We start from the raw sequence: 22,200 nt of genomic DNA on the forward strand, positions 1-22,200 counted from the left end.
GGCAGCACAACATCATATGCGACAGGGTGGAATCGATCGATCAGGATGAAGATGTGTATTTGCGGCATTCGACGGATCGCTTCAATGTTTTTTCGCAGCAGATTGGGTAGCTGGAAAAGGGAGACATCGTCACGTTGAAGATTCCGGGGGAGTTGTTTCGGTTTTCGGTTGTGGAGCGGTAGAATTTCAAAAAAAAACATCAACCCATTCACCCTCAAGTCAATTCTTGCGAAAAAAATTAGCAAAAACAGTTTTTGTTTTTTAAAATTTACTTTTATATTTGAATAGAATTGAACCGTTTCCGCCTATGAAATGTGAAATGTTCGATTGACGTGAGTAAAAACAGAGGAATCCCTGCCCAGTTGACCCGGTGCGTTTTGATATTTCATTAGACAGTTATTCCCACATCATTCAAGACTTTTTAAGGAGTCCTTATGCCTGTGTACCGATTGTTTGCAGCCGTTTGCTGCCTCGGTCTGGTCACCTTTGCGCGTGCGCAACAGGTCCCCGTCCGTTCACCCCTTGCCATAGATTCACTCGAGAATGGACTTGGCAATAGCAGCCCCCTCATCCGGCGAGCCCTCGTGGAATCATTGAACCGCCTTCCCGCGAAAGCAAGGCAGCTGCCCGCCATACCCGGCAGCCAACTGCCATCGCCCGCATTCAAGGATATTAAAGACCCCCTCCGTGGGCAATTCCTGTCTTATATCCAGGCTTCTTCCGGCACCGCAAAGTTCAACCAACTTCAGCAGGGATTCGGCGTCCTGAAAGACTCCGCCCGGATGGAACAGTTCCTCGATAATAAACTCCGCGGCTTCTACGCCCTCTTTAAAGACCATCCCGCCGCAAGCCAGCTCAAGCTTCCCGGCAAGCCTGAAAACACCCTTCGGAAAGCCGGCGCACAAACCGCCTTTGGCGATACCACCGGCAACGCCTCCGGATGGTGGTCCAACGTAGAAATCCAGGACCGCTTCACCCTCGGTTCTATCCCCGTCAATCTCCAATACGCCAACGTCTCGGGCTATAGCCGGTTCGGTCATGATTTGTCGGGCGAAAACCTGGGCAACTTCAAATTCGACCGCGAAGCTTATTTGCAGAAGGTATCGGCGCATGTCAAAAAGAACTATGATCTGAAAAAATATTTCCTCGATGATATCGATTTCAAATCCCAACTGAAGCAGTTCGCGGACGTTCGCATGAAATCCCTCGCAGGAGCGGGCGACAGCCTCGCCAGGCTCATCAGGCCCGAAGATCTCATCTATCTGGACAGCGCCCAATTGCGCAATCAGTTATTGGCCATCGCAAATACCGACAGCCTTCACCGTTTCTCCAACGCGGATCTGGAAGCCCACCTGTCCAAACTGCTGCAATTGCAAAAAGAGCTCGGCGGCAGCCTGGACGTAAATTCCATGTTAAACCGACAGCACGCGGTGCGCGGCCAGATCGATCAAATCATTGATAACCCCGCTTCCGTGGCGGATATGGCCGGCAACCTCATCCCCATGAGCGGCCTGCAACGCCTTTTCCTAAAAATCCGCGAATTGAACGTCGGCCATATCGCCGCCAACGCCAGCAAGGGCTCGGTGTCTGACCTTTTCATGTCCGGCGCGGCGGGCTCCCTGTTCAGCAAAAACAAATTCCTCATGCTGGGCGCCGGCAAAACCCGGCAGGCCCTGCCATACGATATGGGGTTGGAAGGCGGATTGAACGCGCCCTCCAGCAGCCTGCAATTCCTGCGGATGGGCAAGGGCGAACTGGGCGGCCCGCACCAGCATGTGTCGATGGTGAATGCCAACACCCGCCGCGATGCGCGGATGCCGGACGTGCGCGTCCTTAAGCAGCATATTTTCGCCGGCGCACTGTCTAACCAGTTTTCTTTCGGTGACTACGGCAAGCTCGATTTCGAGATCTCCAAATCGAACAGTTCCACCGGCGGCGCTGGCCCTGCGGGCGATCATGCCGTCGTATCCAAAGCCGCGATCGCACATTTCTTCGACGATTTCTTCGTGACGCTTTCCACGGGCCTTCGCTACAGCGGCGAAGTCCAGGATTGGGGCACCACGCACAGTATATATTTCAATTATTCCGGCCTGGGTTACAATAATCCCGGGAACCCGTATGCCCGACGGGGCATGTTAGCTTATGGCCTCCGTTTGAAACGTTCCTGGCTGAAGAACAAAGCCAGTGTACAGTTGCGGACCGATTTCCGGGACATGGCCCGCTCCGCCGTGTCGGGCAGCCAGTGGAAGAACCGTACCCTGGCGCTGGACGGGCGTTACCGACTGTCGAAAAAGCTTACGCTGGGCGCCCGCATCCATGAAAGCAGTATGCGCTCCACAGGGGGGCATGGTCGCAGCGAAGTATTCGTGAACCGGAAAGTTTCCTTCAATTCCCAATGGAACGCCAAAATGGGCGGACTGCGCTTCTTCAACCAATCGGTCCTCGGGATGCAGCAATTGCACTACCTCACCGCCGCCGGCCCCCTGAAGAGCCTGTTCCTTAACACGCAGGTCAGCCACACGATCCCGCTGGGAGAACGGATGCTCTCCGCCAACATATTCTACAACCGCGACGTGCGCAATGCGGCCATTTACGGCAACCTGCTCACTATCGACGCGGGGTATCATTACCGCCTCCTGAAGGTCCTGCAATGCGGCAGCAGCCTCACTTTCCTCGATAACAGGAACGTCGTGAGCCAGGCCGGCATCCGGCAGCAGGTGGCCGCCACGCTGCTCCGCCGCTGCCAGGTGAACCTGAGCCTGGACGCACGCAAAAGCTTCATGGATTCTCCGCAGAATTATCTCTACGGGAATTTCCGGAGCGAGGTGTCATTCTTTTACATGTTGAACTAAAGCCTTATGAAGCGATATTTTTCGATGCTGTTGCTACTTGTGTTTCCTGCGTTGGTACACGCCCAGTTGACGGTGAATTTTATGCCGGAAGTGCAGGGCCGCACGCTGGAAGGCGTGATGTCGGCCAAGCTCATGAACAGCCAGCAGCGCCGCAGTTGCTACATGGTGGTGCGCATCACCGTAGCCGGCGGCGGACTGGTAGCCGAAGCCAAAACGCCCGCGTTCGACATACAGCCCGGCATGAACCTCCTCCCGCAGCAGGCAGCCTATAACGCAGCCTGGAAGTTCGGAAGCGGGAAAGTGGCGGTGGTGGTGAAGCAAAGCCACCAGTTCCCCGAAGGTGAATACGAATACTGTTTCGAGCTGTACGAGAACGTGAAAGGCGCGCCGGGAGAACTGGTAGCCGATCAATGTTTCAACTACGATCTGCAGCCGCTTAGCCCCCTCATGCTCACGGAGCCCTACGAAGGCGACCAGATCTGCGAAAAACGGCCGCCGCTCTTCTGGCAACCGCTGCTGCCGGCGATTCCCGGCATGGAATACCGGTTGCTGCTGGTAGAAGTGAAACCCGGCCAGGCCCGCGCGGAAGCCCTCCATTATAACATGCCCGTAATCCGCCAGGCGGGCATCCAGGCGCCGATGCTCCTGTATCCGCCGCTGAGCCGGGAACTGATCGAAGGAAAGAAATACGCCTGGCAAGTGACGGCGGTACGTAACGATATGGTACTTGCCCGCAGTGAGGTATGGGATTTTACGGTGAAATGTGAAGATAGCGTGGCCAAACGGCCTGTTGACAGCTATCGCAGCATAGACGATCTGGCTAAAGGGAATTTTTACATCGCTGAAGGCAATATTCACTTCGCGATCGATAATCCGCACAACGGACAGCCGCTGGAATACAGCATCGTGAGCATTTCCGCGCCAAATGCGAAACTGAAGAAGCTCCCGAAACTGACATTGGCGACCGGGCGCAACCACATCCTCATCGACCTGGAGCGCGTGAAGGGAATGACCGACGGTCATTACTATCTGCTGTCTGTCCGAATGCCCGGCGGAGAAACAAAACAATTGCGATTCCTGTACAAAACTGAAAACGAATAGCCCATGCGAATGGTCCTGATGCTCCTTGCCGGAGTGGTGATGATAGCCTGCAATACCCGAAAACAAAGGGTGGAAAGAATGAAAGAACTGTCGCTGCTGGATGAAAAGCGCGCCGGCAGCTGGAACATGCGCCTGAAATACCTGCCTGCCCAAAACAGGGATACCAGCGCCTGGACGCTCGTGCTGTACGTGGAGCATATCAGCAAACTGCCGCAGAAGGAATTGAACGATCCCCGTTTCAGTTATGGTACCGACAGCCTTTTCCAGTTGATCGCTTCAGGAGATACGCTGGCGCCGTTGATGGTAGTACGTGTGGCGAACGGACAAACCAGCGGAGCGGAATACCTCATGACGTTCGACCGCGCGCCGCTTCGCCGGCCAGGTATGGTGCAGCTCCGGTTCAGGGACTGGCTGTTTTCGCAGCGAGACCTGTACTTCCCGCTGAACGTTCCATCCATTTATCAACTCGACTCAATCAACACCAGGATATGATAAGAAAAGCCGCAACCAAGAAGAGTATCGCCGTTTTCTTTCTGGGCCTCATGACGCTGGAGACTTTGCTGCCGTTAAAAGGACTGGCATTGACGAGCGGCCCTGCCCAGCCTGAAATGACGCAGTTCCAGCCGGCGGGTATGAGTGATATGGTGGACCTGTTTACGGGAGATTTCAAATATAACCTGCCGCTACTGGATGTGGATGGTTACCCGGTGAACCTTTCTTATGCGCAGGGCGCAGGCATGGAAGACGAAGCCTCGTGGGTAGGCTTGGGCTGGAACCTTAATGTGGGCGCTGTTAACCGGCAACTGCGCGGCGTACCTGACGATCATAACGGAGACAGGGTAACGACGAAATATCACATGAAGAAGAAAGTCACCACCGGCGCTAAAGTATCCGGCAGGTTGGAGTTGACGGGGTGGGAAGTGTTGAAGGTGGGTGGTTCGGTATCTGCAGGATTATTTTACGATAACTATACGGGATATGGCGCTGAAGCGGGATATGGCTACAACGCGGGTTTGTCGCTATCCTCCTCCAACGCAGGTTCGCTGACGGTCGGCCTGCGGTCTGACGTGAGCTCCAATACAGCTTCCGGCGTATCCAAAACACTGGGGGCGTCGTTGTCGATCGGGTCGAAGATGAACGATTACGGCAGCAATTCGATCGGGGCCAATATTTCTCAAAGCTACAATAGCCGGGAAGGCATGAAATCGCTGACGCTCGGCGTGTCTTACGGCAACACCTCCGGCAAGGCGGGCCTCAGTTCTTCGGCTACTTTCGAGCTGAATACACCGGTTTTCTATCCGTCCGCCCAGATCCCTTTCAAGAGCGCCAGCCATACTTTTTCCGTAGACCTTGGCGTCACCGCATACCTGGTGAGCCTGGGAGCGGGGTTCTCAGGCTACCGCAGCTCCCGCGAGGTAAAGCAGCCGGTCATGGCCCACATGGCATACGGATCGCTGTATGGCGCCAATGCAAAAAACAACGGGGAAGCACTGATGGATTTTATGCGGGAAAAGGATAACATCGTTGTGCCCGATATGCAGCACATCGCGCTGCCAGTGGCTACTCCGGATAACTTTACCTACAGCAGCCAGGCCGGCGGCGGACAGTTCAAGGTGTACAATGGCGGCTCGGGTGTTTTCTTCAACAACCGGAAAATAGACGACTCCCGCAATTCCTCATTCGGGTCGGACTTTGGAATTGGCGCACTTTTCCACGGCGGCGTGTCGCGGTACAACCAGCAGGTGGAAGATATTTCGCAGAAATGGGAAAACGACAACGGATTCCTCGCCAATGGTGACTTTCCTGCGCCTGCGACGGTAGACGAAGAGCAGGCCTATTTCAAATCCATCGGCGAAAACACGATGGAAAACGAAACCTTTGCCAGCAGGATCAACGGAGAAGAGCCTGTGCGCGTGCCGGTCTACCAGAAATCCGCCGGTAGCAGATTGCAGAAATCGGATAACTCCCTTGTGCCCGACGGTCAATATAAACGCCCCGGCCGCCAGATTCGCAACAATACGATCCAATACCTCACCGCCAGCCAGGCGTCAAAAGGAGGGATGAATATTAAAATCCCCAATTATCCACTGCTCGACGTCAATACTTTTTCCGCTCAGGCCGCGTGCAACCAACCGTTTTCTCAGATAGACAGGGTAGACAACAACTACCGCCTTGGGCATCATATCTCGGAGATCAGCGTGCTGGGTAACGACGGGAAGCGGTTGGTGTATGATGTGCCGGTCTACAACAACTTCCAGCAGGAAATTTCTTTCGCATACAAGCAGGCCAACGGGCAACCGGTTACCTCCAGAACAAATAACCTCGTGCCTTATGTGAAAGACGCCGCAGGACAGATCAAACACAAGCATCCCGGGACGGATGAATATTATAACGAACAGAGGCAACCCGCTTATGCGACGTCGTATCTGTTATCGGCCATCCTGTCGCCGGATTATGTGGACGTTACCAACGACGGCATTACGGAAGATGACCGGGGAACGGCCGTGAAGTTCAACTACACCCGTTTGACGGACAATTTCAACTGGCGGTCGCCCATGGCATCTACTTCAAAGATGGCGACCCTGAACCAGGGAAACCTGGCCGATCCCGACGATGACAAAGCCAGCATTGTATATGGCCAGAAAGAACTTTGGTATCTCCATTCCATTGAAACCAAAACGAAAATCGCTTATTTCATCACCAAAGACCGGGAAGACGCGCTGGGCGTAAGCGGTATGGACGGCGACAAAAAAACGGACGCAAAACAACGCGTGCTCAAGGAGATCCGCCTGTACAGCAAAAGCGACCTCAATACGCCCATCAAAACGGTTTACCTCGATCATGATTACAGCCTTTGCCCTGGCGTGCCGAACCATACCGGTATCGGCGGCACGGGAAAACTGACGTTGAAATCCGTTCACTTCACTTACGGATCATCCAAAATGGGCGAGAATTTTCCTTACAAATTCAAATACAACGCCACAATAGACGGGAAAAGCGGTTATGAGATACAGGCGGCCGACCGCTGGGGGACTTACAAGAAAAAAGAAGGAAACCCCGACGGGATGCTCAACGACGAATTCCCGTATACCCGCAACATTCTTCCCGGGCTTCACCAGTTGTCCGAAATAGAATTGCCAACGGGGGGAAAGATCGAGATCGAATACGAATCCGATTCCTACCGCTTTGTGCAAAACAGGCAGGCCATGGAAATGCGGACCTGGACGCAAATGCTGGACGGCGACAACGCAGAAACGACGGACCTTATCGAGATGAAGCAGCTCGTTATGAATAACACCGCCGGCGCTACAGATCTCGCATCCTTCCGGGAAAAATACCTCAACGGTGGAAAATACCTCTATGGAAAAGTGTTCGTGAACCTGACAGACGAGCCACACAGTGACGTCCTCAAGCATTTCGACTGGGTACCCTGTTACGCTGAGGTAACGGGCGTGCAGACGGTCGCAGACAACAAGATCAGGGTGACTTTTTCGGGCACGCAGGTAGCGGGGAAAGAATACAATCCCTTTGTAGTGGCCGCCTGGCAACGCATGCGGCTCGATTATCCAAAGTATGCCTATCCTGGATACAAGAACAAAATCCCGGACGATCAGCCCATCAGCGCCGCGTTATCGGCCCTGACCAACGCCATCGGCAACCTGCGCGAACTGAAAGAAGACTTCAACGAAAAAAGCGTCCGCAAACGGTTTGCGAACAAAATCAAATTGGAGCGCAGCTTTTTCCGCGTAGCGACGGCGGAAAAGCAGGGCGGCGGCGCCCGCGTGAAAACCCTCACCACCCGCGAGGTGTGGGATAGCGGGCCGGAAGAACAATCGATCCAGCAATACACCTACACCACCCTGGGGCCAGACGGCAACGAAGTGAGTTCCGGCGTGGCCAGCTACGAGCCTTCGCTGGGCGGCGACGAGAACCCCTGGCGCCTGCCGGACCCCTACACGCAGGTGAACCGGAAGGCGCTCAACAATGAATATTACCTGGAAGAACCCTTCGGCGAAAGCCTCTTCCCGTCACCGGTCGTGGGCTACAGCGAAGTAAAAGTGCAAAACCGCTCGGGCCGGGAAACGGCGCCCGTCAGCCAGACGGGTTACCTGCAACATGAATTCTATACCGCCAAAGACTTCCCGACGGAAGTGACCACCACGGCGCTCGACCGGTCGGAAAAGCAACGCCCGGCGCTGGCCTCGTTTTTCGGGAGCAAGAGCGTGTATGAGCTCACCATGTCGCAGGGATACGTGATCCGGCTCAACGATATGCACGGCAAACCGAAGGCGGAACGTGTATTTAACCAGCAGCGGAAAGAGATCTCGGCCACCGAGTACCATTACAATTCGGAAGAGCGCGGCGGCGAAAGGCGGCTCCTGAACAAGGTGGATGTGGTAGACGAGCGGGGCGTGGTCACCAAAAACCAGGTCATTTCCCGGGAGCTGGATATGATCGTAGACATGCGGGAAGGGGAGACCAAAAACTCCGGCCTCGCCGTGAACGTGGGTGCCGACGTGATCCCCATCCTCTGGTTCATCGTTCCCGTTCCGCACTTCCCCATCACCTCCAACTCGGATTACCGGCTGTTCCGCTCGGCGTCGGTCGTGAAAACGGTCCAGTATTTCGGGGTGCCGCAAAAAATCGTGAAAAAAGTAGACGGATCGGAAATTACATCCTATAACCTCCTGTTCGATAAGAATACCGGTGTGCCGGTGGTTACAGCCACGGAAAACGAGTTCAACGACCCGGTGTATTCCGTTTCGCTGCCCGCTTACTGGATTTATAAGCAGATGGGACATGCGTACAAAACTGCCGATTTGTTGCTGAAAGGAATGGCGGTTGATAAAGACGGGCTGATCGATACCAAATACCGCAGCTTCCTCGCGCCAGGCGATGAAATGATCAATCTGCGTGGGCTCAAACAAAGATACTGGGCCATCGCGTCCAACGTGCCCAGCGATCCATGCCCCGTGCGGCTGATCAATAAGCAGGGCGTGATCGTGAAAAGTATGTCGGGCGATTTCAAGATCATCCGCTCCGGCAACAGGAATCTGCTGGGTGCTGTGGCCGGTACCATCACCAGCCTCAACAAGCCGTTTACCGATACACGGCTGAACTTTCCGGAAAATGAAGACCTCACTAACCTGCTGGCGCTGGATGCCAGGGCTACGCTATATGCGGAAGATTGGGGCCAACCGCCGTCGTGCAAGAGCTATGCCTGCCCCGAGGGCTGGGTATTGAGCGAAGATGGTACGCGGTGCCTGGAACCAGCCCGGAGAAGCGAAAGCAATGTGGGCTATTATAACGCCACCGAACAGGTGAAAACCTTCGAGGAAATTTATGCCAAGAAAACGGAGTTTTATGACGCAAACTTCTATGCCGAGCGCGACACGGGATTCTGGTCGAGCGCAGGCGGAGGGCGCTTCACCCGAAACGCCATCTGGAGCAATCGAGGAGACAATGATGTATGGAACATCCTCAAGCGGAAACTTTATATAGAAGAAGCTAAGGATTACTGGATCGGTTTTGGCGGCGACGACCAGATACGCGTTTATATTAACGGTGGGGAAGTGTATGCGCTTGCCGTTCCTTCTGCCTATACTTCCTGGAATATGAGAAAGATTTACCTGCATGAAGGGTATAACGATATCGAGATCATGACTTACAATAATGTTGGGAAATATGGCGCTGCTTTCGAGATTTATAATAATTCCCGTGAAGAGCTGTTGTCGGGAGTGGAAGGTGTCATCGATGTGATTTTCGACTCGCACCGTGCAATTTCAGAAGGGCCATATGAATCTTTTAACTATGACGCTCAGTTTAACGTTCTTAAATCCCTGTATCGCTGTGCGGCCGGTGACGGGCCACCGGATTACCAGATGGACGGACTGTTGCCCTATTGCAACTCCACACCGGTGGGCGAATGCCCGGCAGGTTATGTGCGGAGCGATGATGGGTTGAACTGCATTAAGCCGGTAGCTAAAAATCTCTCGCTCGCGATCGCCGCCAAGGCTTACCAGGCCACTCCCGTGCATATGGTATTTGCCGGAGCGAAAATTTGGGATAATAACCTGTTTCCGGACAACTATGAAACGAACGGTCAGAATGAATTTTTTGGTATAAGGAATACGGCACCGCATACAAGCAGGATAGGCCCCACGGGTGTCTGGCCTAATACTGCCGTGGAAAACGGGGGGGCTGTAGAGATGAGTTTCTGCATCAATTTACCGGAGGCTGGCGCTTATTATGCCGGATTTAGCTCGAACTGGGGGATGAGATTCCAGGTCAATGGGTCGCCATTTTTCGGGTATTCGGGCGACTGGTACCAGGATTCCTGGCCAGCCCCAACGCGCGACTCCGTGTATTGGCAGGTGGTCAAGATCCCGGTGGTCCAGGGAAAGAATAACATCAGGATCATAGCAGATGTCGGCAATTTTACCTGGAACAATTTTTCTTTTGAAATATATAAAAACACGAAGAACGAATTGGTGAGCCTGCCACTGGCGGGCATTCCGAATATCGTTTTCAAAATGAGCGATCTGTATACAGGGGCAACCATTCCTTACAACCTTTCGGTCAAGGGAGCTGGAAATGTACCGCTGCAACAAAGGTATTCCTGCAATCCAAACATACACTTCAACTTATGTGAAGAAGACGCCAGTGCGGCATGCGCTACCATCAAACTGTCTGAAGCCATCAATCCTTACGTCACGGGCCACCTCGGCAATTGGCTCCCTTCGGAAGACAAAGTGTTCCTCACCAACCGGAAGGCTACGCCGAAAGAGTCGGTGGACGTGATCCGCAAGGGCGGCAGCTACGCGAGATTCAGGCCGTTCTGGCAATGGTCGCCCGGCAATCAGCGTTGGGAGCAGTCGACCGACATAGACTGGACCACCGCGCGCTGGATCACCGCTTACGACACCTATTCCCAGGAGCTGGAGAACATGAATGCGCTCAAGCAATATTCGGGCACGCGCTTCGGCTTCAACGGCGCATTGCCGCTGATAGTAGGCTCCAATGCGCAAAGCAGGGAATTGTATGCCGAGGGCTTCGAAGATTATTATTTCAACCGCAAATGCTCAGGCTTCACGCCCTGCATCATGGACGGCTTCGATATCAGGCGGATCGTAGACGGAAATTTCACGCAATGGCTCAATGCCGACGACGCGCATTCCGGCAACTACAGCCTTAAGCTCGCCAGTCCGGTGAAGTTGACGATGCACGCTTTTACCGCCACCCACGGCCCCGGCAAATACCTTGCGCGCAACGCCAAAGGTGAGTACGAGCGTGCCCCCGTCAAAGAACTACAGCTGTTCGGTTTTAATCCCGTTCCGGAAAAGGAATATATCGTTTCCATCTGGATGAAAGACAACCAGCCGCGCACCAAAGACCTGCCCATCCAGATCTCGGTAGATGGCGCCAATCTCCCCGGCACCTGGAAGGCAAACGTGGAAGGCTGGAAACTGGCGGAATACACCTTTAAAAAATCAGTCTTTGGCAGTACTGGCATGCAGCCGATGGAACTGGTGATCAGCGGCGGTACCACCACGTTGATAGACGATATCCGCATCTTCCCGAAAGACGGGCAGGCGGTGACGTATGCGTACGACGACAAAACCCTTCGCCTCATGGCCGAGCTCGACGCCAACAACTTCGCTACTTTCTATGAGTACGACGAGCAGGGCCGCCTCATCCGCGTCAAAAAAGAAACCGAAAAAGGCATTCTGACATTGAAGGAAAGCCGATCCACCTATATAAAAAGGAATATCAATGAATAAGCGTATCACCTTTTTCGCAGCCGCGATCATCGTCATTTCCGCCGGAATTGTAACGGCGATGCCGGTGATCCGTAAATGGACGGCGGCGCCTGCAGCGCCTGTAAAGCCGGATGCCGAAGCCGCGCCTGTGGCACCGGGAGAACTGGAGGCGCTCGAAGAAATGAGCCGCCTGTTCCACCGGCTCGACAGTGTGACCGATTTTGAAGTTTTGGGCACCGTGTCCACCACCGACCCCTCTGACTCCGCCGGCAATGTAATGCAGCAATACCACTACGCCCGGCTGGGTGAAATGGTATACTACAAGATCGGCCAGCAGGAAACGTTTTGCGTGCCGGAGGGCAATATCACCATCGATCACTACGTGAAGAAAATATTCATTTCCCCGCCTGGTAATACCCCGCCGGCCGTATTTCCCGATTCTAAACAGATGGCCAATTTCCTGACAGGGGAGGGGTATGCCGTTTCGAAAAAAGAGGCCGGCGGATTAACGTGGATCGAGCTGGACCGCCCGAACCATATCACCTGCAAGGTGTACCGCGTAGGCTTCGATAAGGACGGGTTTATCCGCGAAAGCTATTCCCGCCTCACCGATTTCAATGATCCGCTGAACAACGCCAAAGACAAGACCGTTAACGCCACGGCCAGCCGCTGGACCGTAGGCCCGCCACCGGCAGCGCTGTTCGATATTTCCGGAAAACTGCAGATGCGGAATGGCGCTTTCGTAGCCCAGGACGCCGTGAAAGACTATGCATTAATTGTGACCCGATAACTCCAGCATCTTATGCGAACGATCGCCCGTTTATCCTTTATACTTTGCCTGCTCGCCAGTTTGCTGGCGCAGTCCATGCCGTGTTTCGCGGCCGTGGAACCCTATCAACAACAGTTGACCGGCCGGATCAGCCAGGGAGATACATTGCTGCTGAAAGACGAGAAATTCCAGAACCCCGTCTGGAACTGGAGTCTCATCAGCAACCACAAAGTCTCCAACGAGATCACCTTTTCGCTGATCCGGTCGCAGCTGCATGCGTTGGGCAAGTCTTTTACTGCCGAGGTGGATTTGAAGGTGGAATACTGGAGCCAGCCTAACCAGGCAGACCCCATCGTCCAGGACCACGTGAAGCTGACGGTCAATTACGATCACGCGCAAGGTGCTGCCTATGCGTCGCAGGACGTATACCGTTTCCAGAACGGGCATAAAGTAAAAATAACGGTAAACAGTATTTCCAGCGCGGAACTGGGGGCGGTGTTGCCGGAGATTTTCACGCTTACGAGCCAGGTGTTTGTGGACAGGAGCTACATCCGCGACGCCAATGCGGCGCCGGTTGGCGTGTTTGCCGCAGAATCAGGACAGGTGAACCGGGTGTTGTTGAACTGGACGGCCCCTCCGGGCGCGGAGCATTACGATCTGGAGTGGACCTTCATCGACGAAACTTCCGCTTTGGGCACCCTTTTGCAAAATACCCCGGCCAACCAGCGGACACCGGCATTTTTGCATAAATTCTTCCGTAACAACGCTACCCGCGTTACGCTCGACGAGCAGGGGTATAATATCAACCTCGTCCATTTCTCCAGGTTCCTGCTCGTGCGCGTCCGGGAAGTGGCCGTGAACGCCGTTACCGGGCTCCGCGAAGAGGAACCCTGGGTATACGATATGTCTTTTACCGCGTCGGGCGGTAGCGCCACACCGGTCAAGGGCGTCATTGAACTGACGAACACCTGGCACCATGCAGACCTTAACTGGCAGTACAACGCTACGTACGCGGAGGAAGGGAAGCGGAAGGAAGTGGTGTCTTATTTCGATAAATCCCTCAAAAACAGGCAGACCGTCACGCTCCTGAACAACGGGAACGTGGTATCGGGAACGGCAGACGTGACGGCCATCGCGCAATCCACTATTTATGACGAATACGGCCGGGCGGCGGTGAATATTCTGCCGGCGCCTCTTTTCGGGCGGGACGCGTTAGACTTTTATCCGCAATTGAACAAGTTGGGCAACGGTACGGCATTGAACTTCCAGCACGTGGGCGCGCCGGGCCTGAATTGCGACTTTGTTTTCCAGCCGCTGGGAACACAAGATGGAGCGGGCAGGTATTATTCACCGTTGAACGATTACCGCACGCAGGGCAATCACAAGTTCGTGCCCGATGCGGAAGGGTTTCCTTTCAGTGCACAATTCTATACGAATGATAACACAGGACGGATTTCTTCGCAGGGGGGTGTTGGAAAACAATTCCAGCCCAATCGCGACCCTTCGGTAGCAAACATGCATTCCACCAGGTACTTTTACAGCAAACCGTCAAAGGAAGAGTTGTTCAGGATGTTCGGTAACGACGTGGGGCAAGCTTCCCATTACTCGAAGAATACGGTGATCGATCCTAACGGACAGATCAGCGTTTCTTACCTCAACTTGTCGGGCAAAACGATCGCCACCGCGTTGAGCGGTAAAAACCCTGAAAACCTGGATGCCCTTGCTTCCAGGCCCGATTCCGTGGAGCGGACGAATACCGTTTTTTCCCCCGAAGATTTTTCTTTTGAGGCCTCACGGCTGCAACTGACGGCTAACCAGACCTATATTGCGGAACAGGCGGGGGAAATGAAATTCCGGCTGAATGTCCCCAAATTGGTTTCGAAGTACACCAACGGGAGCGTCAATATTTGCTCGGAATGCGCGTACGAAGTAGTGGTGACCGTTTTCGACGATTGTCTGGACGATGCGCAAAAAGCTACCCGCACGAAAGAATACTCCGTGGCCGGCACTGCGCCTTCGCTCACCTGTTCCGTACAACCGGCGGACCTCGATAAGGAATTTACCCTGAACTTCACTAAGGCAGGTGCTTACTACATCACGATGGAAATCCGGATGAAGGAAGCCCTCATCCGGCAGAAGGCCGACCAGTTCGTCGATATCAACAGTACGCTCGGCAAGCAGTTCGATTTTATACAGAAAGAACTGGATTCGCTTGATTTGGCTGGATGCTTCAGCGATTGCAGGACCTGTAAAACGGCGTTGGGTACCCGGACCGGCTTCATCCAGCGCGTCCGTGATAAAATGGCGTCGTTAGGCGCAAACCTTACTACCAACGGCGCCCAGATCGATGCCTGGGCCGGCGGCCGCTTCGATGCGCTGAGCGCCACCTGTACTACGGCCCGGCAAACCTGTGGGGACGATCCCTGCGAAGACCTGCGCAAAAGAATGCGCATGGACGTGAGCCCCGGCGGCCAGTATGCGCTCCTGACGGCAGACTCGCTGCCGCTGGAGCCGGATATGAACGTGCTGGCGCTCAATTGGCGCACGGTTTGGCCTGTTAAAGCCGAAGATGAACCGGGTTATTCGCAGTATATGGTGCAGTTGGAAAACGGCGATTCCATGTCGATCAACGACACGAGATTCTCGTTGAAATTGCTGTACAGGCATTGGAAACCGGCTTATGCAGACAAGTTCCTCAATTTTCATCCGGAATACTGCGGGTTGCGCGCTTGTGATAGCAATAGGGTTTACCTGCAATGGGACGAACGTATCGGCAGTATGGTGGAAACGACGGCAGATTTTTCTGAATTCTCCCTGCCTGCGCCTTTCTCTACAGCCAATGGCACCTGGCTGGCCAACATCGATCCGTTTTTCGCGAACGGAGCGCGTGGCGCGGACTACAAGGCCGCATTCGTGAACGATCTGGCCAGTTACTCCCTCAACGTCAAAAAAATCAACCAGGCTGCCACCAAACACCTTGGAGCGTACATAGATTATATGCTGTATTGCTCAGACGATAAGCCTGCCGACCCCTATGCCACATTCGACATCAAAATATGGACGGAGTGCGCCCCACCGGCCAATTGCCGCGTGCCCGACCGGGAGTGGCAGATGTATAAGAAGGCTTACTTCGAGCTGAAGCAGCAATACTACCAGCAGTTGCGCGACTCGGTAGACTGTAAGGTCGCATGTAAGGTAGGGCAGCCGATCTCGGTTTCTCCCGGCGGCTGTCCTGTTGCGGAAGCGTTTACGGTGGTAGCCGATTCGGTTTTCAGTTCCGGCCGCCGCGTGACAATCCGGCATGAAGGTGGGCCGATGGTGTATTCCACCACCGTCAACCTGTACTATCCCGACCAATACCTCGGTACTCCGGGATTGATCCTGTCCAGGTCGTTCGTGCCCGGGCAGTGGATCGATTCGTTTTACATCCCGGCTACGGTGCCGGGAACGGATATTCGCGTGAAGGCCGTGTCTTGCCAATATCCCAACAGTGGCGCCATGCCTTGTAACGGTACTGCTTACACATTAGATTTGGGTACTTCCGGCCGGAAAACCGGTTACAATACATGGGACGGCGTTAGTTCGGGCAATGCATTCAGACAATACTTCATCCAGCGTGGGCTTCGGGATTCGTTGCCTAACCTGGCTAACTATTGCACAGGCGCAGACACCGCTTACTACAACTGCCTGACAATTCAGTACAATGGCATTTTAGAGTATATTCAAAACGCCTGGCTGATCAGTTGTCCGCCAGCGACATGCGCTTCATCAGGCAGCTTTACCGCCACCAGCCGCACCAACGACCTGGTGTTTTCCAACAGTACCAATCTGATCGAGATCGTGCCATTTACCGCTCCGAATTCCGGCGTAACCAGCACGCAGTGCGGTTCGCCTTCGTCGGCCTGGTACGAATGTTTTACGGTGACGCTGAACGGCAATACTTACTATTACCGTAATGCAAGGGTGTTCACCTGCGCGGTGTCTCCGCCCTGTACGCCAGACGCGGACTATTCCTATACCGCTGCCTATAATGGCATCTACTTCGAAAATGATAACCCTCTCGATCCCAAAACCTACGTTGTATCGAATTCGGTGGGTTGCCCGATGGGTACAACCGAATTCAATACGGTTTATTTCACATGCGTTCGCTTCGGCCCTGCGGGAGGGTATTCGGGAAGCACTTTTTATTTCCAGAATACACGGGTAGTGATGTGTAACGGCGTAAGTTCGGGGGCGGGTTTGATGAGTACCCCGCCTGAAACGACGATGTTACTCTGGCCTGGTGGCGGCGAGGGCGGTGGAGGCAGCGGAGGCGGTACTTGTCCGCCGGGATTCCAATTCAAGCAATCGCGGCTGAACGAAGTGAACTTCAACGCGCCTTTAGACCAGCAGCAATTGCGGGCGGAAGGAACGGCACAGTACGCGCAATACCAGCAATCGACCTGCACCAGCCAGGCAGACCTTTGGCTGGATCGGCTGGAGCCATGTTTTGATAAATTTACAAACAGTACTATTAAAGCGCAGAAGCGCGCAGCGTTAAAAGACAAACTGATCGAACTTTGCAGTAAGGGAGTCGATGTCAGCCATCCATACGGCGCGAGCACCTTGCCTACCGGGATAACGATTCCCGGTGGCGGATCGAGTTTCAGGGAAGTTATCAAAACGATCATCGACATCACCCAGTTTTCGCCCGATTGTAACCCATGGTTGCTCGACGGGCCATATCCCTACAATACGCCATTGCTGGCGGCCAACACCACGATCAGCAATTCAAGCCCGGAAATCTGCAAACGGCTGGCGGCATACAAGCAGGCGTTCACCAACGAGGGAACGGGAACCTTCCACCAATATATGGCCGCCCGCTTCGGCGAAGCGATGACCATGTCGGCGGCGGAACTGGCAGACCTCGAGCAGAGCTGTGATGCTTGTAAATACATCCTGAAGAAAGACGTGGAACTGCCGCTCTTCCTGGGCGCCGATTCCAAGGGTTGCATCACCAAAACAGAACTGACCGCGGCATGGGCCGCTGTTGAATCGGAAGTGCCGGGGTTAACGGCGGGACTTCCCGAATACGAGCGTATCATCACCAATTATCTCAACCATAAATGGGGATTTGGGTTGGGATACACAGCGTATCTCAAACTGAAGGAAAACACCAACGCAAACGCCACCCTGTGCAATACGGCACCTTTCAAAAGCACGCCGCCCGATCCGTACGCCTGCCTTCTGGCGCACCTGCATACGGCTACCATCAACGGTTTGCGCAGTTACGACCAGTACATCGCGGAAGTCAAGCGCCAGTATCGCCAGGATTATATCAGCGCCTGCGGCAAAGCGGCGGGCGGCCTGAAAGTGACCTACGCTTCCACCGGTACTTATCACTATACCCTGTATTACTATGATCAGGCTGGCAACCTCGTGAAAACGGTGCCACCGGAAGGTGTTCGCCTCCTCAGCGACGCAGGGATGGCGGCCATGACAGAAGCAGCCAAGGCAGAGGAGAATTGCTTCTACGGAGGGCCGGAAACGGAAACCGACATCGGACTAACGAAGCAGTACGTGCAAAGTTCGCTTAATGCCGGTACGCACGCCATCGAGATGTGGCTGTACAATAACGAGATGCCCCTTGGCCAGGTGCTCATGACAACAGGAGTAGACGGTTATATGGTGAATGCATGCCTGGGTGAACATTTCATGGACGTGGACATTTACAAACTGGGCAGTACGGCGCCGGGGATCGATTTTCAGCGCGCGAGATACTTCCGTGTGTCGATGAATAAAGATCTCATGCGCCCCATGATGCACGTGGTGTTGCAGGGCAACAACATGGGCCTCGACAACGGAACCTTAGCCGTTTACGTGAATGGCGAATTGCGCCCGGCCGTAACCAGCGATGTACCGGCTGCCTGTAGCTGGGAGATCAACTTCGAAAACGGACAGCCCAAATTGCCGCAGAACTCATCCACCCTCAAACACGTTCGCGGCTATAGCACTACGCTGAGCGCGGCGCAGGTATTGGCGCAATACAACATGGCCTGCCTGGGCCTGAGCAATGGCGTGGCCAGCGTTCCCAGGGAACATTGGGGCCGCTTCAACATCGCCCCGCCGGGCAGCGCAACGACATCTGAGAATACCGGTAGGGAATCGCGGTATACGAAAGTGTACCCGCAGCATGGGCTCAACAGCACATACAGTTTTAATACGCTCAACGGCGTAGTGGCCCAGGAAACACCCGACGGCGGCGCCAGCCAGTTCTGGTACGATTGGATTGGCCGGCTCGTTGCGTCGAGGAACGCCATCCAGAAGGGTCGTCTGAGTTATACCGAATACGATCCGCAGAGCCGGATCATTGAGGTAGGGGAGCGGGATGGCATTGGTTGGAACAAGCCCTTCCTGACAATGGGCGAAACGAACGCATTCATCGCCGGAGGAAAGGAGACCCGCCGTTACTTTACCGTTACAGAGTACGATACAGTGATTACCGGCTCCTACGGCACGGGCGCGAACGCCGAATTGGTGGAAGCGAACATCGCACAGGAAAATCTCCGTAAACGCGTGTCTGCAACGAAGATCTACGAAACGCCCACCAGCGAACCAGTGGCCACGTTTTACAGTTACGACATGGTCGGCAACGTGAAAACGCTGTTGCACAAGTTGCCCGATTTCAAGTTCAAACGTATTGACTATAGTTACGATCTGGCCAGTGGTAAAGTGCGAACGGTACGATACCGCCATGATCAGAATTCCTATTTTTATTATGACTACCGCTATGATGCAGAAAACCGCTTAACGAAGGCTTATTCTGGCGTTTCTGCAGGAGGAGCGGACGGATGGTCTGTCATCAACCCCAAGCTGGAAGCGGCGTATTACTATTACAGACATGGTCCGCTGGCCCGTATGGAACTGGGCACCAACGTGCAAGGTGTTGACTATGCGTATACCCTGCAAGGTTGGCTGAAAGCGATTAACGGCGAGCAGCTGGCGGGCGCCAACGATATGGGTCAGGATGGCGTGGTAAACACGCCGAACGCGCCCTTCCAGAAAGACGTATACGCTTTTTCCCTGAACTATTTCTCCGAAGATTACAAATCCATAGCCCGGGGTAACAACGAAGACCCCGTTTTCAACCTACAGTGGGATTACACGACCGCAGCGGCCCCCGGCCGGCAGTTGTTTAACGGGAACATCGCGCGTACCACGCTGGCCATGTCCAAATTCGACAACGGCGCGCCGAAAGGCTACGCCTACCGGTACGATCAGCTGAACCGGCTTACGCAGATGCAGCAACACGCCAATTCGGGCACGGGCATGGCGGCGGCTGGACTGCCTTTCGCGGAGTCGGTCGAATACGACGCCAACGGGAACATCCTCGCCTACAAGCGCAATGGCAACAGGGACAATATGACCGAAGCCCCGATGGATGACCTTCGGTATGGATATGAATACGATTATAACACCGACGGAACAAAGAAGCTGTTGAATAACCGTCTGCAGGTACTGCGGGATGAGCAGCCCGTCGCCAGCCGCTATGAAGGCGACCTCGACGGCACTTACAAATACGCTTACGATAGCATCGGCAACCTTGTCCGTGACAGTGAGTCGGGCGTGGAAGAGATCAAATGGACGGTGTATGGCAAGATCGCATCCATCCGAAAGACCGATGGCACTCTGATTTCGTATCGGTACGACGCTGCCGGTAATCGCATCTATAAAGACATCCTGAAGAATGCGCAGACGCAGCGTACCTGGTACGTCCGCGATGCGCAGGGCAATTCGCTGGCGGTGTATGGCCAGTCGTCTGCCGCATCGGCACCTTCGTTGCAGGAGCAGCATTTGTATGGCACCAGCCGGCTGGGGATCTGGTCGGTGGATGTGGCCGGGAGTGAATCTTACCTTTCCAAATGGAACGGGAAAGACGGTAAAACGCTCTATGAGCTGACGAACCACCTGGGGAACGTGGTGAGTACGGTATCGGGGGCCTACGATGGCAGTGGCGAAGCTACCGTGATGAGCATGACGGATTTCTATCCTTTTGGGATGGTAATGCCGGGAAGAATGTTTAATTTAGAGGGGAGTTCTTATAGGTATGGGTTTAATGGGAAGGAGAATGATAATGAGGTAAAAGGCATAGAAGGCTCGCAGCAGGATTATGGGATGAGGATTTATGATCCTAGAGTGGGCAAGTTCTTGAGTGTGGATCCCTTGACCAAGAGCTTTTCGATGCTTACGCCGTATCAATTTGCAAGCAATAGCCCGGTTCAGGCAATTGATCTGGATGGATTAGAGAGTTACTATTACGGCCTGGCAATGAACAAAGACGGTAAACTAAGCTTGTCGCTCCAGAAAACAGAAGATCTGGTTGAGAAGGTACAAGTGGGTTTTACTAGTACTTCAGCTTCTAGCGTTGCGCCGAGTTTTCAGCCTATTTATAAAGAAGTTGTAAATCAGTCTCAGAGTTACTATATAAATGGGCGAAAGACATCTCAGTCAACTGTAAATCAATTTTTAGATCGAGGTAGTAATGATCCTTTAACCTCCTTAGCGTTGAATAAGATAGAGTCGGATTTTAAAAACTTTGGAGGTAGATTCCCTGATACCTATTATGCAGATTTTGGAAGCTTCTTATTTAGTACAGCTACAGCCCAGGCTAAGCCGTCTTTGGTTGAGTATCCCAATACTAGTAAGATGTCGGCCGGAATGTCAACAGTAATGAATTTTGTGGATAATGAAAAAGGATTTGGCGGGGGGAAGTTTAGTTCTGTGTATCATGCCTATGAGAATGTAGTGCGGAGAAACGACAATACAGGGTATGATAAGCTTCTCCATTTTACGTTTAGTGCAGATAAGGCTTTTTCATTAGGGGCTAGAATGTCTGGTTTTCTCGGTGTGATGAAAGAGGTGTTTAAGGATGAGATCCCGAGTTGGTTTACCGATGATATTGGTTGGGATGATCAGGATATGCGGGCGAATAGGCTTGGTATAGACTTGGGGTCTCAGTTGAGAACCTTGTATAGAGAGCGATATAACGAGGAAACCAAAGCGGCAGAAGCAAAGAATAATAAATCAAATTAAAAATGCAGGAATGAATAAACGAATAATCTTTATACTCCTTACAGTACTATTGTTTTTAGGGTTGATGGTTGGTCTGTCTTTGATACTAAACCATTACTTTGATTCTTCGGATAAAATGAAGTACGATAGTTCGTATAGTCCTGAATTTGATAAGCCCAATGCTATGAGGTACATTTTACTGTTTGGCTTTATAGGGCTATTCTTGTTTTTTGAATACTATTTGTATAAGGTATTTTGGAAAAAGAAGTAATGAACAATTTGATAAAGTACGCCGCCTGTTTGGGCGGCGTTTTGTTTATAGTCAAGTTGTAAATTAAATGGCCTTCAGTTTGGCGGCCTTAATGAGGTTGTCGAGAGTATAAAGAATATTCTGCCTGTCGATATCGGGCAGCTTATCAATATCTTCCAACCGCTGAAGCGTCTTTTTGTCCAGGACCTTTAGATCCCCATCCCCCACGAGGTAATCGAGCGATACCTCGAGTGCATCGGAGAGCTTTTTAGCGGTGTCGATGGATGGCTTCATCTCGTCGCGTTCATATTTACCTATAATATCCCCACTGATGCCGGAGAGCTTGCCCAGGTCAGCCTGCGACATCTTTTTATCTTTGCGGCAGTACGCCACTTTTTGCCCGAAAGTCCTCACTAT

The 22,200-nt window shown here is 53.4% G+C and carries 7 protein-coding genes; 6 read left to right on the forward strand and 1 reads right to left on the reverse strand.

The window, feature by feature from the left end; genetic code table 11:
- Nucleotides 1–584 precede the first annotated feature (584 nt).
- The 6 genes from EJ361_RS00935 to EJ361_RS00960 are packed head-to-tail and all read left to right on the forward strand — an operon-like array spanning nt 585 to nt 21,554.
- On the forward strand, nt 585–2,852 hold the full coding sequence (locus EJ361_RS00935; protein WP_126243469.1) for a hypothetical protein: 2,268 nt from the start codon (nt 585–587) through the stop codon (nt 2,850–2,852).
- 6 nt (nt 2,853–2,858) lie between these two features.
- Nucleotides 2,859–3,953, forward strand: a complete 1,095-nt coding sequence (locus EJ361_RS00940; protein WP_126243470.1) for a DUF928 domain-containing protein — start codon at nt 2,859–2,861, stop codon at nt 3,951–3,953.
- A 3-nt stretch (nt 3,954–3,956) separates the two neighbouring features.
- The gene (locus tag EJ361_RS00945) at nt 3,957–4,445 is read left to right on the forward strand and encodes a hypothetical protein (RefSeq protein ID WP_126243471.1); all 489 of its coding nucleotides are present in this window, start codon (nt 3,957–3,959) and stop codon (nt 4,443–4,445) included.
- The gene (locus EJ361_RS00950; RefSeq protein ID WP_126243472.1) at nt 4,442–11,734 is read left to right on the forward strand and encodes a hypothetical protein; all 7,293 of its coding nucleotides are present in this window, start codon (nt 4,442–4,444) and stop codon (nt 11,732–11,734) included. Before EJ361_RS00945 ends, EJ361_RS00950 begins: the two co-directional genes overlap by 4 nt.
- Nucleotides 11,727–12,503 carry a hypothetical protein gene (locus EJ361_RS00955; protein WP_126243473.1) on the forward strand — a complete coding sequence of 259 codons (777 nt, stop codon included), beginning with the start codon at nt 11,727–11,729 and terminating at the stop codon, nt 12,501–12,503. The genes EJ361_RS00950 and EJ361_RS00955 overlap by 8 nt, the downstream gene beginning before the upstream one ends.
- Nucleotides 12,504–12,515: 12 nt before the next feature.
- Entirely contained in the window at nt 12,516–21,554 is a 9,039-nt protein-coding gene (locus tag EJ361_RS00960) for an RHS repeat-associated core domain-containing protein (RefSeq protein ID WP_126243474.1), read from the forward strand.
- 313 nt (nt 21,555–21,867) lie between these two features.
- On the opposite strand, the gene EJ361_RS00965 is transcribed toward EJ361_RS00960, so the two are convergent.
- The gene (locus EJ361_RS00965) at nt 21,868–22,197 is read right to left on the reverse strand and encodes a helix-turn-helix domain-containing protein (protein ID WP_240646508.1); all 330 of its coding nucleotides are present in this window, start codon (nt 22,195–22,197) and stop codon (nt 21,868–21,870) included.
- Nucleotides 22,198–22,200 lie beyond the last annotated feature (3 nt).

The sequence above is a fragment of the Chitinophaga rhizosphaerae genome (genome assembly GCF_003958645.1).
In the GTDB taxonomy this organism is placed as follows: domain Bacteria; phylum Bacteroidota; class Bacteroidia; order Chitinophagales; family Chitinophagaceae; genus Chitinophaga; species Chitinophaga rhizosphaerae.

Coding starts and splice junctions, on each gene's coding strand:
- EJ361_RS00940 (WP_126243470.1), top strand. CDS start 2,859: ATGAAGCGATATTTTTCGATGCTGTTGCTACTTGTGTTTCCTGCGTTG.
- EJ361_RS00945 (WP_126243471.1), top strand. CDS start 3,957: ATGCGAATGGTCCTGATGCTCCTTGCCGGAGTGGTGATGATAGCCTGC.
- EJ361_RS00950 (WP_126243472.1), top strand. CDS start 4,442: ATGATAAGAAAAGCCGCAACCAAGAAGAGTATCGCCGTTTTCTTTCTG.
- EJ361_RS00955 (WP_126243473.1), top strand. CDS start 11,727: ATGAATAAGCGTATCACCTTTTTCGCAGCCGCGATCATCGTCATTTCC.
- EJ361_RS00960 (WP_126243474.1), top strand. CDS start 12,516: ATGCGAACGATCGCCCGTTTATCCTTTATACTTTGCCTGCTCGCCAGT.